We start from the raw sequence: 14,422 nt of genomic DNA, 5'->3' as shown, positions 1-14,422 counted from the left end.
TGAGTTTGGCATCTAAGTTTCTGCGGCAACAACAACCGTAAGGAGGACGGCAATGGCAAAAACAAAAAATTTCCGTTTTAAATACGGACATTCGCATATGGATTTCTCCGTACCGGAGGACGGGCTGCTCGGCGAGCTTAAAATGGCGGCTTTGCCGGTCTTGCCCGATCCGGCCGGCGCCATTCGCCGCGCGTTGGAAAACCCCATTGACTCGCCGCCTTTGCGCGCGATCCTCAAACCGGGGAAAACAGTGTCCCTGCTCGTGAACGACACCACCCGCGTCGCCAACACGCATGTCTTTATGCCGGTTCTGCTTGATGTTATCAACGCCGCCGGCATTGCGGACGAGAATATATCCCTTATCTTCGCGCTCGGGACGCACCGCGCCATGAGCGAAGAGGAAATGGAGCGGGAAGTAGGCCGGGACGCGGCCAGGCGACTGAAAAAATACAATCCCGACTGCAAAGACCGCAGCCAGTACGTTTACCTTGGCGATACTTCTTACGGCACGCCCGTTTGTCTCTATAAAAAAATGGTGGAAAGCGACTATATCATTTGCACCGGCAGCATTGTGCATCATTTTTTCGCCGGTTTCGGCGGCGGGCGCAAGGCGATTTTCCCCGGGGCGGCCTATTATGAAAGCATCCGGAAAAACCACGCGCTGATGCTTCGCCCGGGCGCGGCCATCGGCCGGCTGGAAGGCAACCCGGTGTACGAGGATCAAATGGAAGCGGTGAAAAAATGCCCGCCCGCTTTTCTTTTAAACGTCGTCCTGAACGAAAACAAGGAATTTCTCGGCGTGTTCGCCGGCAATTACATAACCGCCCACCTCAAGGCTTGCCAAATGGTCGATCAGGCTTACGGCGTGGAAATACCCGCGCCGGCCGATTTGGTGGTCGCGACTTGCGGGGGCTACCCCAAGGACATCAATGTGTACCAACTGCAAAAAACCATGGACAACGCCCATTGCGCGGTACGCGAAGGCGGGGCGGCGATCCTTTTCGGCGAATGTTCCGAGGGGTCGGGATCGGAAACCTACGAAAAGCTGATGGCACGTTGCGTCACGCCGGAAGCGGTGGAAGAAGAGATCCGGCGCGATTTTCAAATCGGCGCGCACAAAGCTTTTTCCGTGACCAGGCTGATGAAGAAGGCGACCTTTATACTTGTTTCCAGCCTTGCGCCGGAACTTGCCCGCAAACTGCTTTTTACCCCCGCCGCGTCTTTTGCGCAGGCTATGGACATAGCAAAAACCATTGTCGGCGAACGGCCTTCCATCTACCTCATGCCGCAGGGCAGCCTGACCGTCCCGCGCGTCAGGCAGTAAAAAGGAGGGCGCCCCGTGCGGGAAATAGCGATAACGCAGATCGGCAATGTAAAAATAGGCCACGCGCAAAATGATCGGCTGGGAACCGGCTGCACCGTGCTCATTTTTGCCGAAGGCGCCCCGGCCGGCGTCGATGTGCGCGGCGGCGGGCCGGCTTCCCGCGAAACCGAACTGCTCAACCCGCTGGCCGGCCCGGAAAAAATTCACGCCGTGCTTTTCGCGGGCGGCAGCGCGTTCGGATTGGACGCGGCGGGCGGCGTCATGCGCTATCTGGCGGAACGCGGCATAGGTTATCAAACGAGCAGCGCCGTTGTCCCTTTAGTCTGCGCTTCCTGCATCTATGATCTCTCCGTCGGCTCGCCTGCGGCCTTTCCTGATCAGGACATGGCTTACGCCGCCTGCGAAGACGCGCAAAACAATCTCTTGCGCCAGGGCAATGTCGGCGCCGGCGTCGGCGCGACTGTCGGCAAATACAAAAAAGACCGGCGGCTGATGATGAAATCCGGCCTCGGCCTTTACGCCGCAGAGTCCGGCGATCTGAAAATCGGCGCCTTGGCCGTGGTGAACGCGTTTGGCGACGTCTACGATGGCGGAAAGATCGTCGCCGGCATGCTCGCCGACGGCGGCGCGGGATTTGCCTGCACGGACGAAATGATGTGCCGGGACTGTTTCGGCGCGCGCGGCGCTCTGGCCGAAAACACCACCCTGGCCGCAGTTGTTACCAACGCCGCCTTTAACAAGCCGCAGCTTGCGAAAATAGCCGCTATGGCGCAGGACGGCCTGGCGCGGGCGATATCGCCCGTGCATACCATGGCCGACGGCGACAGCGTTTACGCCCTGTCGGTCGGCGGCGTTGCCGCCGACATCAACATTGCGGGAACGATCGCCGCGCGGGTAGTCGAGCGGGCGATTTTGAACGCCGTCCAAAACGCCGGTTCCGCTTACGGACTCAAAGCGGCGCGGGACATGGCCGCGCCGCTTTGAGGGGAAGGCTTGGGGGCGGGTTGGCCCGGCGATAAAAGTTTATACTATGTTCTCCGCCCCGATGAGCGCGGAAAGCTCGCCGCGCAGTCCGGGGCTGCCCGCGTCCACCCGGCAGCGCTGTTCGGCCAGGATGGTATGGCCTGAAGGCAATTCGATGCTCACCGGCGATCCGCCCGCGTATTTTGCGAGTATGCCTTTAATTTTAAGATAGGAAGCGCGATTGTCCAATCCGTTGGGCAGCCGCAATTTGAGGGGCGGCGCCAGGCCGGCCAGGGGCAGCACGGCGTCGGCGACGATCTTTAGCCGCGCGCCGTCGTCGCGCACGTCGCTTTGCACGCTTCCCCATATTTTTACCGCCTGATCGATAGCGGCGCAGTTCGCCGCTTTCTTAAATGTCTGCGGGAAAAGCAGCACCTCGATATCCCCGGTAAAATCTTCCAGCGTCAGCGTTGCCATGGTATCGCCTTTTTTGGTATTCATCCTTTTGCATTGGGTTATGATTCCGCCCACTTCCACCTTGGCGCCGTCTTGCGCGCGCCCGTTGCCGCACGTTGCGTTCGTTTCCGTTAAAGCTCCGCCTTCCTCGTGCCCGCCGCCGCCAAGGGACGCGATTGGCCGGAGGGTCTCCCACTGCTCGCGGTAGCGATCGAGCGGATGGGCCGTCAAATAAAAGCCTATGAGGTTTTTCTCCTCCGCCAGCATCATTTCCACGGCCATTTCCTCAAGGTCAGGCAGAGGCAGATCCGCGCCGCTCTCCGTCGCGTCGCTGTCAAAAAGCCCGAGTTGCCCGCTCGCTTTGTCGCGCTGCTGCCGGCCGGCCAGCGCCACGGCATCCTCCAGCACGGCCAGAAGCTGCGAGCGCTTGCCCATGCGGTCAAAAGCGCCGCATTTTATGAGGCTCTCCAGCACGCGCTTGTTGACCGTCCGCAAATCCACCCGTCGGCAAAAGTCCACTATGGAACTAAAGTCGCCGCCCTGTTTGCGCGCTTTCAGTATTGCCGCCACGGCGGTTTCGCCGACATGCTGCACGGCGGCCAGCCCGAAACGGATGCCGCCCCCGTCCACGGCAAAGGTGCTGGCGCTGGCGTTGACGTCCGGCGGCAGTATTTTGATGCCCATGTGCCGGCACGCTTCTATATATTTGCCGACTTTGTCATTGGTGTTGGAAAGCGTAGCCGCCATGAACTCGCGCGGGTAATGCGCCTTGAGCCAGGCGGTCTGCCAGGCCAGCAGGCCGTAAGCCGCGCTGTGCGACTTGTTGAAGCCGTAACCGGCGAAATATTCCAGCAAGGAAAATATTTCCTCGGCCTTTGCCGCGCCCACGGCATTTTTCGCCGCGCCCGCGACAAAGGCCGCTTTCTGTTTGGCCAGGGCCCGCGCATCCTTCTTGCCCATCGCCTTGCGCAGGATATCCGCCTGCGCGAGGGTAAAGCCCGCCAGTACCGACGCGATCCGCATGACTTGCTCCTGGTAGAGGATGACGCCGAAAGTGTCTTTAAGTATCGGCTCAAGCAAAGGGTGCGGGTAACTAATCTTTGCCCGGCCGTGCCGCCTGTCGGTAAAGTCCGACAACATGCCCGCGCCCAAAGGTCCGGGGCGGTAAAGCGCAACCAGGGGGATCATGTCGCCGAACTCTTCCGGCCCGAAATTTTTCACCAATTGCGTCATGCCGTCCGATTCCATCTGGAACACGCCGGCGGTTTCCCCGCGCTTGAGCATGTCGGCCGCCGCCTTGTCCTTGAGCGGTATGTCGTCGGTGGTTATGGCTGTTTTTCCGCTTTGCCCGATCATGGACAGGGCGTCGGCGACGATGGTAAGGGTCCTCAGCCCCAGAAGGTCCATTTTCAAAAGGCCGATGTCTTCCAGCCGGTTCTTGTCGTACTGGGTAGTGACAAAGTTATCGGCGGAATATAGGAGCGGCACGAAATCGGTGAGCGGCCGGGGCGTGATGACCACCCCGGCGGCGTGCACGGAATGGTGGCGCGGCGTGCCTTCCAAGGCGCGGGCGAGGTTTACGAGCTTGCCTATTTCGGGGAAATCGCGCGTGAGATCGCGCAGCTCATTGTTGGCGGCCAACGCCTTTTCCAGCGATATGCCCAATTCGTAGGGGATTTGCCTGGCGATTTTATCGACGTCGCCGTAAGGCATGTTCAGGGCGCGCCCGACATCGCGGATGGCCGCCCGGGCGGCCATCGTCCCGAAAGTAACGATTTGCGCCACCCGGTCGCTGCCGTATTTTTCCACTATGTACGCAAATACTTCGCCCCGCCGCTCATAGCAAAAATCAATGTCTATGTCAGGCATGCTTACGCGGTCAGGGTTTAAAAAACGCTCAAACAAAAGATCGTATTTCAGCGGGTCGATGCCGGTTATGTTCAGAAGATACGCCACGATGCTGCCGGCGGCCGAACCGCGCCCCGGGCCGACCGCTATGCCGTTTTCGCGGGCAAATTTGACAAAATCCCAAACGATGAGAAAATAACTGTCATAGCCCATGTTGTTTATGGTTTTAAGCTCAAAGGCCAGCCGCTCCCCGGCTATCTTGCCATCATCGTCCGGATATTTTCGCGGCAGGCTTTCCCGGCAAAGCCGCGCCAGCAATCCCGCCGCCGTCTCCCCCTCCGGCACGGCGAATTCGGGCAGCGACAGACTGCCAAACTCCAGCTTTACGTTGCAGCGTTGCGCGATTTTAAGCGTATTCTCCAGCGCATCCGGCAAATCGGGAAAAAGCTCCCGCATTTCTGCGGCGGATTTAATGTAAAACTCGTCGTTGGCAAACCTCATGCGGTCGGCGTCCATTACGGTCTTGTTGGTCTGTATGCACAAAAGTATGTCCTGCGCCTCGCTGTCGGCGCGCTCAATATAATGGGAATCGTTGGTGGCCACAAGCCCGAGGCCGTATTCGCGCGCGAAGCCCCGCAGGGCGTCGTTGACCTTCCGGTCTTCCGGCAAAAAATGGTTCTGCGCTTCCAGAAAAAAATTGTCTTTGCCGTAAATGCCGATATATTCCTCTATGGCGGCGCGCGCGCCGCCATAGTCGCCGGCCAGTATTTTCGCCGGTATTTCGCCGGCCAGGCAGGCGGACAGGCAGATGAGCCCCTCGCTGTGGCGGCGCAGGAGTTCTTTGTCCGCGCGCGGCTTGTAGTAAAACCCTTCCAGTTGGGCTGCCGAAACAATCTTGATCAAATTGTGATAGCCCGTATTGTCCTCGGCCAGGAGGATCAAGTGGTAATTGCCGGCCGGCGTCCGGCTTCGGCGATCCCCCGCCGCCATATATATCTCGCAGCCGATGATGGGCTTGACGCCCTGCTTGACGGCTTCCTTATAAAAATCAATCACGCCGTGCATCACGCCGTGGTCGGTGATGGCGATGGCCGGCATGTCCAGTTCCTTGGCGCGCGCGATCATTTTGTCGATGCGGGCGGCGCCGTCCAGCAGGCTGTATTGGCTATGCGCGTGCAAATGAACAAAACCTGGCATAAAAACCCCCCGCTGTTGCCAATAGTTTTTGTTTGGCCGCGCGGACGCGGCGAAGCGGCGTCAACCCCGCCGGTGAAAAGCGCGGCCGGCGCCCGAAAGACAAAAAAGGCCGTCAAGCGGCCTTTTTATAACGCTTAAAACCATTTGAAAGATTTTGCCGGCGGCGGCATTTCTTTTTCTATCGCCGCGTTTTCCGGCGCGTAAATGACAAGGCGGTTGGAAATTTTCTCTACCCTGGCATCCAGCGCGTAACCGACCCCGTTCATATAGTCGATTATCCGTCGGCACAAATCGTCGTCGACATTTTCAAAACAAATGAGCACGGCGGCCCTTTCCAAAAGGGATTCCGCCATAGACCTGACATCGCCAAATTCTTTGGGGCTGTACACGACTATCCTTAGCTGCGTTCTTTTAACCGGAGCCAAGGGGCCGAAGCGCTTGTTTTCCTCGTCCTCAAACCCAAGGGCCCCGCCGATCTTTTTTATTATATCGCTTGCCATGGCCGCACTCACCGCCTCTTGACAATACTGTCAGCAAAATCTGGATAAACCCTTTTTAATTATATCAGGTTTTTCCCCGGATTCCAATACTTCAGGAAAATTTTCCCGGGCGGCGCAAAAAAATCCCCTATTGACAAAAAAAATATTAGTGCTATAATTAATTTTTGCAATGAAAATAAATATCTACTGCTTTATAAGAGGCGCGGCGCTTCTGATAATGAGGACAGTGACTTGTTATAAAGGAGGATTTTTATCGCTATCGTTGAGTGCAGGTTGTTTGTTGGCGAAAAGACAGCCTGTTTTTTGTTTTTGCGCCGCAAGGGGCCGTTTGCCGGCCGGGCGGCGCGTTTTTGCAAAAGAATTTTCAAGGGGTGAAGTAATGAATGTTTAAAGCTATTTCGGTAGGGAAAAAGAACCGCTACAGTTATTCAAAGATACAGGAAGTTTTGGAAATGCCCAATCTTTTGGCCATTCAAAAAAATTCTTACCAGTGGTTTTTGCGCGAAGGGCTTGCGGAAACTTTTCAGGATATTTCGCCGATACAGGATTTTACCGGCAATCTTGAGCTTACTTTTGAAGGCTTTACTTTCGGCGACCCCAAGTATGACGTGGAAGAATGCAAGGAGCGCGACGCCAGCTATGCGGTCCCGCTCAACGTGAACGTGCGCCTCCTTTACAAGGAAACGGGCGAAATAAAAGAATCGAAGGTTTTTATGGGCGATCTGCCGCTCATGACGGATACGGGCACTTTTATCATCAACGGAGCCGAAAGGGTCATTGTCAGCCAGCTTGTGCGCTCCCCCGGCGTTTATTACAATGTCGCGATGGATTCCAGCGGCAAATTGCTCTACAACGCGACCATCATTCCCAACCGGGGCGCCTGGATAGAGTTTGAAACCGATGTGAACGATGTCGTCTACGCCCGCGTGGACCGCACCAGGAAACTGCCGGCCACGGTGCTGCTGCGCGCGCTCGGACTAGTGTCCAACGCCGATATGGCGGGGCTTTTCGACAATGACATCAGGGTACACAACACCTTGGAACGCGACAATACCAGCACTCGCGACGAGACGCTCATCGAGCTTTACAAAAGGCTGCGCCCGGGCGAGCCGCCGACGGTGGAAAACGCCGTGCAGCTTCTGGAGTCAACTTTTTTTGATCCCAAGCGCTATGACCTGGCGAAGGTCGGCCGCTACAAACTGGGCAAAAAGCTCAACTGGCAGCGGCGCGTCGCCAACCAGACACTGGCGGAGGACATCGTCGATCCGAAAACCGGCAAGACCATAGCGCCGGCCGGAACTTTCATGAACGCCGAATGGTTGGGCAAAGTAGCCAAAAGCAGGGTTTTTGACGGCCCGGGGCTGAAGGGGATACGCATCCGCTGCGGCGACAAGACGGTAAAGGCCATCTGCAACGAAAGCCTGCCGGACAATCACCGGACCATCGCCGCGCCGGACATTTTCGCGGCGTTCAGTTATTTGCTCAACCTGATGGACGGCGTAGGCAAGGCCGACGACATCGACCACTTGGGCAACCGGCGGCTGCGCTCGGTGGGCGAGCTTATGCAGAATCAGTTCCGTATCGGCCTTGCCCGCATGGAACGGGTAGTCAAAGAGCGCATGACCATTCAGGATTCCAATGTCATAACGCCGCAGGCCCTGATCAATATCCGCCCGGTGGTGGCCGCGATCAAGGAGTTTTTTGGTTCCAGCCAGCTTTCGCAGTTCATGGACCAGACCAACCCGCTGGGCGAGCTTACGCACAAACGGCGCCTGTCGGCGCTGGGCCCGGGCGGCTTGAGCCGCGAGCGCGCGGGGTTTGAGGTGCGCGACGTGCATCATTCCCATTACGGGCGCATGTGCCCGATAGAGACGCCGGAAGGGCCCAATATCGGGCTTATCGGCTCTTTGTCCACTTTTGCCATCGTCAACGAGTACGGGTTCATGGAAACGCCTTACCGCCGGGTAGACAAGGCCAACCGCCGGGTAACCGACGAAGTGGTGTACCTGACGGCGGACGAGGAGGACGAATACATCTGCGCCCAGGCCAACGAGGAGCTGGAGGACGGCTGGTTCAAGGAAGAGAACGTAACGGTGCGCTACCGCAATGAATTTCCGGTGGAGCCGGCCGACCAGGTGGACTATATGGACGTTTCCCCCAAACAGGTCGTGTCCATCGCGACCGCGCTCATCCCTTTTCTGGAAAATGACGACGCCAACCGGGCTTTGATGGGGGCGAACATGCAAAGGCAGGCCGTGCCGCTTTTGCGCACGCAAGCCCCGCTTGTCGGCACGGGGATAGAATACAAGGCGGCGGTTGATTCCGGCGTCTGCGTGCTGGCGAAAAACGCCGGCACGGTGGAGAAGGTAACCGGCCAGGAGATCGTGGTGCGCCGGCAAACGGGCGAGCAGGACGTTTACAAACTTTTGAAATTCAAGCGTTCCAACCAGGGCACTTGCATAAACCAGCGGCCGATCGTCAGCAAAGGCGACCAGGTGGAAAAAGGCGAAGTGCTGGCCGACGGCCCGGCGACCAGCGGCGGCGAGCTGTCGCTCGGCTACAACGTGATCGTCGCTTACATGCCCTGGGAAGGCTATAATTACGAGGATGCCATTTTGCTTAACGAGGACTTGGTAAAAGAAGACGTGTTCACCTCCATACATATCGAGGAATATGAGTGCGACGCCCGCGACACCAAGTTAGGCCCGGAGGAGATCACCTGCGACATTCCGAACGTATCGGAGGACGCGCTCAAGGATCTTGACGATCGCGGCATAATAAGGATAGGCGCGGAGGTGCGGCCGGGCGACATACTGGTCGGCAAGGTTACGCCCAAGGGCGAAACCGAGCTTACCGCCGAGGAGCGGCTTTTGCGCGCTATTTTTGGCGAAAAGGCGCGCGAGGTGCGCGACACTTCCCTGCGGGTGCCGCACGGCGAGGCGGGCAAGATCGTCAACGTCAAAGTGTTCAGCCGCGAAAACGGGGACGAGCTTTCCCCCGGCGTCAACGAGCAGGTACGCGTATATATAGCGCAAAAGAGGAAAATATCCGAAGGCGACAAAATGGCCGGGCGCCACGGCAACAAAGGCGTGGTGTCGCGGATCATGCCTTGCGAGGACATGCCGTTTCTGCCGGACGGAAGGCCGGTGCAGATAGTGCTCAATCCGCTCGGCGTGCCCAGCCGCATGAACATAGGGCAGATATTGGAGGCGCATCTCGGCTGGGCGGCGGCGGCGATCGGCGTGGAGCTGGAACACGGCGAGCCGGGCGAACTGGCCAAAAAGCTCGACGCGATCGGCTATGACGTCAAAACCCAGGGCATGCCCGTGCCGGATAAAACCGGCCTACAAATTGCCACGCCGGTTTTCGACGGCGCCAGCGAAGAGGACATTTTTCGGACGGTCGAGCTGGCGGGCGTAGATCCCGACGGCAAGTCGGTGCTCTACGACGGACGTACCGGCGAGCCTTTCGACAACAAAGTTACGGTCGGCTATGTATACATGCTCAAACTCCACCATCTGGTGGACGACAAGATACACGCCCGTTCCACCGGCCCTTATTCGCTGGTTACGCAGCAGCCGCTCGGCGGCAAGGCGCAGTTTGGCGGACAGCGTTTCGGAGAAATGGAAGTATGGGCTTTGGAGGCCTACGGAGCCGCCTATACTCTGCAAGAGCTGCTGACCGTAAAATCCGACGATATCGTGGGCAGGGTAAAGACTTACGAATCCATCGTCAAAGGCGACAATGTGCCGGAACCCGGCGTGCCGGAGTCTTTCAAAGTGCTGATCAAGGAACTGCAGAGCATTGCTCTCGACATAAAGGTATTGAGCGAGGACGCGGAGGAAATACTTATACGCGACATCGAGGAAGACGTCGCGGAAACGGCCCGCGAATTTGACCTTGTCGCCGAAGAAGGCGGCATCCTGCCGGTAGAAGCCCCGTCCGACGCCATGTACATAGAAGATGCCGGCGAGACCGTGGCGCTTGAAGAACTGGCCGAACTGGAGGCGGACGGCGATGGGGACGGCGGCTTGGTCAAGGGGCGGCGCGGGCAGGTAGAGAAAGAGGATTTTGAGCTTTCCGGCCTTGACGCGGACGAAAAAAAATAAAAAGGAGCGCGTAATTTATGTTGGACGTAAACAATTTTGATTCTATGCGTATAGGCTTGGCTTCGCCCGGGCAAATCCGCGAATGGTCGCACGGCGAAGTCAGAAAACCCGAAACCATTAATTACCGCACCTTAAAGCCCGAACGCGACGGGTTGTTTTGCGAGAAAATTTTCGGCCCGACCAAGGACTGGGAGTGCCACTGCGGCAAATATAAACGTATTCGCTACAAAGGGATTGTCTGCGACCGCTGCGGGGTGGAAGTTACCCGCTCTAAAGTCCGCCGCGACCGCATGGGGCATATCGACCTGGCCGCGCCGGTTTCCCACATCTGGTATTTCAAAGGCATACCCAGCCGCATGGGGCTGATACTGGACGTGTCGCCGCGTTCGTTGGAAAAAGTGCTTTATTTCGCTTCTTATATAGTGCTCGATCCGGGCGAGACGCCGCTAATCAAAAAACAGCTTTTGTCCGAAGCGGAGTATTACGACTACCGCGAGCGCTACGGCAACGCCTTTAAAGTCGGCATGGGCGCCGACGCGATCAAAAAGCTCCTGATGGAAATAGACCTTGACGAGCTTTCCCGCAAACTGCGCGAGGAACTGGGCGAAGTGAGCGGCCAGAGAAAAGTGAGGGCGGTAAGGCGGCTGGAAGTCTGCGAGGCTTTCAAGAAATCCGGCAACCGCCCGGAGTGGATGGTCATGGACGTAATACCGGTGATCCCGCCGGAATTGCGCCCGATGGTGCAGCTCGACGGCGGGCGTTTCGCGACTTCCGACCTTAACGATCTGTACCGGCGGGTCATCAACCGCAACAATCGCCTGAAAAGGCTGCTGGAACTTAGCGCGCCCGACATCATCGTCCGCAATGAAAAACGCATGCTGCAGGAAGCGGTGGACGCGCTTATCGACAACGGACGGCGCGGCCGGCCGGTAACCGGCCCGGGCAACCGCCCGCTGAAATCGCTCTCGGACATGCTGAAAGGAAAGCAAGGGCGTTTCCGCCAGAACCTTTTGGGCAAGCGCGTCGACTATTCCGGCCGCTCGGTTATCGTCGTCGGGCCGGAACTGAAAATGCACCAATGCGGCCTGCCGAAAGAAATGGCGCTGGAACTTTTCAAGCCCTTTGTCATGAAACGCTTAGTGAACGGCGGACAGGCGCACAACATCAAAAGCGCCAAGCGCATGGTGGAAAAGGCCCGCCCGGAAGTGTGGGATGTCCTGGAAGAGGTGATCAAGGAACACCCCGTGCTTTTGAACCGCGCCCCGACGCTGCACAGGTTGGGCATACAGGCGTTTGAGCCCGTGCTTTCGGAAGGCCGCGCCATAAAAATACATCCCTTGGTCTGCACCGCCTACAACGCCGACTTCGACGGCGACCAGATGGCCGTCCACGTGCCGCTGTCGGTAGAGTCCCAGGCGGAAGCGCGCATTTTGATGCTCTCGGCGCACAACATCCTCGCGCCCAAAGACGGCAAGCCGGTGGCCGTGCCTACGCAGGACATGGTGCTGGGCTCGTATTATCTGACGATAAGGAAAAAAGGCGCAAAAGGTGAGGGCGGGATCTACAGCAGCGTCAACGAAGCTTTGTTGGCCCATTTCAACGGCCTGGTGGATTTGCACGCCCCCGTCAAAATACGTTTCGACAATTCCTATATCAACGGCGAACTGCCGGAAAATGGCTGCACGATTGTCGAAACTACCGTCGGGAACGCCATATTCAACGAGGCTTTGCCGCGCGACATGCGTTATTTTTACCAAGACGGCGGAAAATGGCATTTGGAAAAACTTATCGACAAAAAAGAACTCGGCCGGCTGGTCGCGAAAGCGCACAAGTTATACGGCAATACCCAAACCGCGCGGGTACTTGACGACATTAAAAGCATGGGCTACCACAACGCCTGCATCGCCGGCATAACCATCGCCGTCTCCGATATAAAAGTGCCGGAGCGCAAAAAGGAGATACTCGACGAGGCGGAAAACGAAGTGGACAGGACGGAGCAGGCTTTCCGGCGCGGCCTTTTGTCCGAGGAAGAACGCTACCGCAAAGTGATCAAGCTCTGGGGCGACGCCACCGAGGAAGTAACCAAAGAGTTGATGGCCAGCACGCTGGACGCTTTCAATCCCATATACATGATGGCCAATTCCGGCGCCCGCGGCAACATTCAGCAGATAAGGCAGCTGGCCGGCATGCGCGGGCTGATGGCCGACCCTTCGGGGCGGATCATCGACTGGCCGATCAAGGCTAACTTTCGCGAGGGCCTGACCGTGCTGGAATACTTCATATCGACGCACGGCGCGCGCAAAGGGCTTGCCGACACGGCGCTGCGGACGGCCGACTCCGGCTATCTGACCAGGCGCTTGGTGGACGTCGCGCAAGACGTCATCGTGCGCGAGGAAGACTGCGACGTGTTTGCCGTCAATTTGCACAAGGAACGGCAGAATGTACGGCGCGCCGCTACCGGGCACTCGGTCAGGAAACTCGAGGAAATACTGACGGGGCGCTATTTGGCGGGCGACGTTACGGACGCGGCCAGCGGGCAGGTACTGGCGCAGACGGATACCCTGATCGACGGCCGGCTATTTGAGCTTTTCAACAACAGCGCGGTTTATGAACTTTTCCTGCGGCCGGTCTACGAAGGCGACCCGGACGAGACCATGATTTTCAATCTGCCCGCCGCGGAAATAGACGACGCCATATTTGCCAACCTGTCGCATGAAATACTGGGCTATAAAGCGTTTGAGGACATAACCGACGAAAGCGGCGCCTTGGTTCTGGAAAAGGGGCAGGAATTCACAAAAGAGAACCTACAGGAAATCATAAAACAGCCTGTCCGGGAATTTAAAGTGAAGCGCAACGAAATAGAAGGCATAGAGGTAGAGGCCATCACCGAGGGCAAGGACGACCGGGCCGTCATCGAGCCTTTGCGCGATCGCATCGTCGGGCGCACCTTGGCGGAGGACATCAAAGACCCCGCCACGGGCAAAGTGCTTTATCCGATAAACGAAACGATTACCGAGGATGCCGCGGACGAAATAATCAAGCTCAAAAAGACGGTCCTGATCCGTTCCGTGCTTAACTGCCGCTCAAAATACGGCGTATGCCGCAAATGTTACGGCAAGAACCTGGCTACCGGCGCGCTTGTTGACATCGGCGAGGCGGTAGGCATAATCGCCGCCCAGTCCATCGGCGAACCCGGCACCCAGCTGACCATGAGGACCTTCCACACCGGCGGCGTGGCGGGCGACGACATTACCCAGGGCCTGCCGCGGGTGGAAGAACTCTTTGAGGCCAGAAAGCCCAAGCGGCCGGGGGTTATTTCCGAACACGCCGGGAAAGCCTCGCTCGGCGAAAACAAAGGCGTGCGCAAAGTTACCATAACTACCGAAAGCGGGGAAGAAATACCTTACAACATTCCCTACGGCGCCAAGATAAGCGTAAGCGAAGGGCAGGAAGTGGCGGTGGGGGCAAGGCTTACCGAAGGGTCGCTCAACCCGCACGACATACTGCGCATCAGCGGCGTGCGCGCTACCCAGCGCTATCTCGCGCGCGAAGTGCAAAAAGTCTATAAGTCCCAGGGCGTCGAAATAAACGATCGGCATATTGAAGTAATGATCCGCCAGATGATGCGCAAAGTCCGGGTCGAAGAAACAGGCGGCACCGCCATGCTGCCCGGGGAATATATTGACGCCAACGAATTCAAGGAGAACAACCGCAAGGTCGAAGAAGCCGGGCTTATGCCGGCCGAGGGCAAACCCGTGCTGCTCGGCATTACCAAGGCGTCGCTTGCTACCGATTCTTTCCTGTCGGCAGCTTCCTTCCAGGAAACCACCCGCGTCCTTACAGATGCCGCGATCAAAGGCAAGATAGATCCTCTGCTCGGACTGAAAGAAAACGTCATCATCGGCAAACTCGTCCCGGCGGGCACGGGCATGAGCAGATACCGGAACATAAAAATAAAATATACATAGCGGCATCCCGGGGAAAACATTTTGCCGCCAACGTCCGCATTGCCCAAAAGCGCGCCC

General features: G+C 57.7%; 6 protein-coding genes. 4 read left to right on the top strand and 2 right to left on the bottom strand.

All coding sequences use genetic code 11. From position 1 onward, the window contains the following. The first annotated feature begins 52 nt into the window (after nucleotides 1-52). Both larA and LBO03_03175 read left to right on the top strand, forming a co-directional pair. Complete coding sequence (gene larA / locus LBO03_03180) at nucleotides 53-1,324, top strand: nickel-dependent lactate racemase (GenBank protein MDR3348598.1); 1,272 nt, start codon at nucleotides 53-55, stop codon at nucleotides 1,322-1,324. 15 nt (nucleotides 1,325-1,339) lie between these two features. Then, a complete protein-coding gene (locus tag LBO03_03175) occupies nucleotides 1,340-2,308 on the top strand; it encodes a P1 family peptidase (protein ID MDR3348597.1) in 969 nt (322 codons plus the stop codon). A gap of 39 nt (nucleotides 2,309-2,347) precedes the next feature. On the opposite strand, the gene LBO03_03170 is transcribed toward LBO03_03175, so the two are convergent. Both LBO03_03170 and LBO03_03165 read right to left on the bottom strand, forming a co-directional pair. Further along, nucleotides 2,348-5,788: a DNA polymerase III subunit alpha gene (locus LBO03_03170; GenBank protein MDR3348596.1), complete on the bottom strand. Its 3,441-nt coding sequence runs from the start codon at nucleotides 5,786-5,788 to the stop codon at nucleotides 2,348-2,350. Nucleotides 5,789-5,922: 134 nt separating this feature from the next. Next, nucleotides 5,923-6,288, bottom strand: coding sequence for a cell division protein SepF (locus LBO03_03165; GenBank protein ID MDR3348595.1), 366 nt, complete (start codon nucleotides 6,286-6,288; stop codon nucleotides 5,923-5,925). Nucleotides 6,289-6,671: 383 nt separating this feature from the next. Between LBO03_03165 and rpoB the strand changes: the two genes are divergently transcribed. Further along, on the top strand, nucleotides 6,672-10,397 hold the full coding sequence (gene rpoB, locus LBO03_03160; GenBank protein ID MDR3348594.1) for a DNA-directed RNA polymerase subunit beta: 3,726 nt from the start codon (nucleotides 6,672-6,674) through the stop codon (nucleotides 10,395-10,397). 17 nt (nucleotides 10,398-10,414) lie between these two features. Further along, nucleotides 10,415-14,365, top strand: coding sequence for a DNA-directed RNA polymerase subunit beta' (rpoC, locus tag LBO03_03155; protein ID MDR3348593.1), 3,951 nt, complete (start codon nucleotides 10,415-10,417; stop codon nucleotides 14,363-14,365). Nucleotides 14,366-14,422 lie beyond the last annotated feature (57 nt).

The sequence above is a fragment of the Acidaminococcales bacterium genome, from assembly GCA_031290885.1.
Lineage (GTDB): Bacteria > Bacillota > Negativicutes > Acidaminococcales > JAISLQ01 > JAISLQ01.
This window is presented reverse-complemented; position numbering and strand designations above follow the sequence as displayed.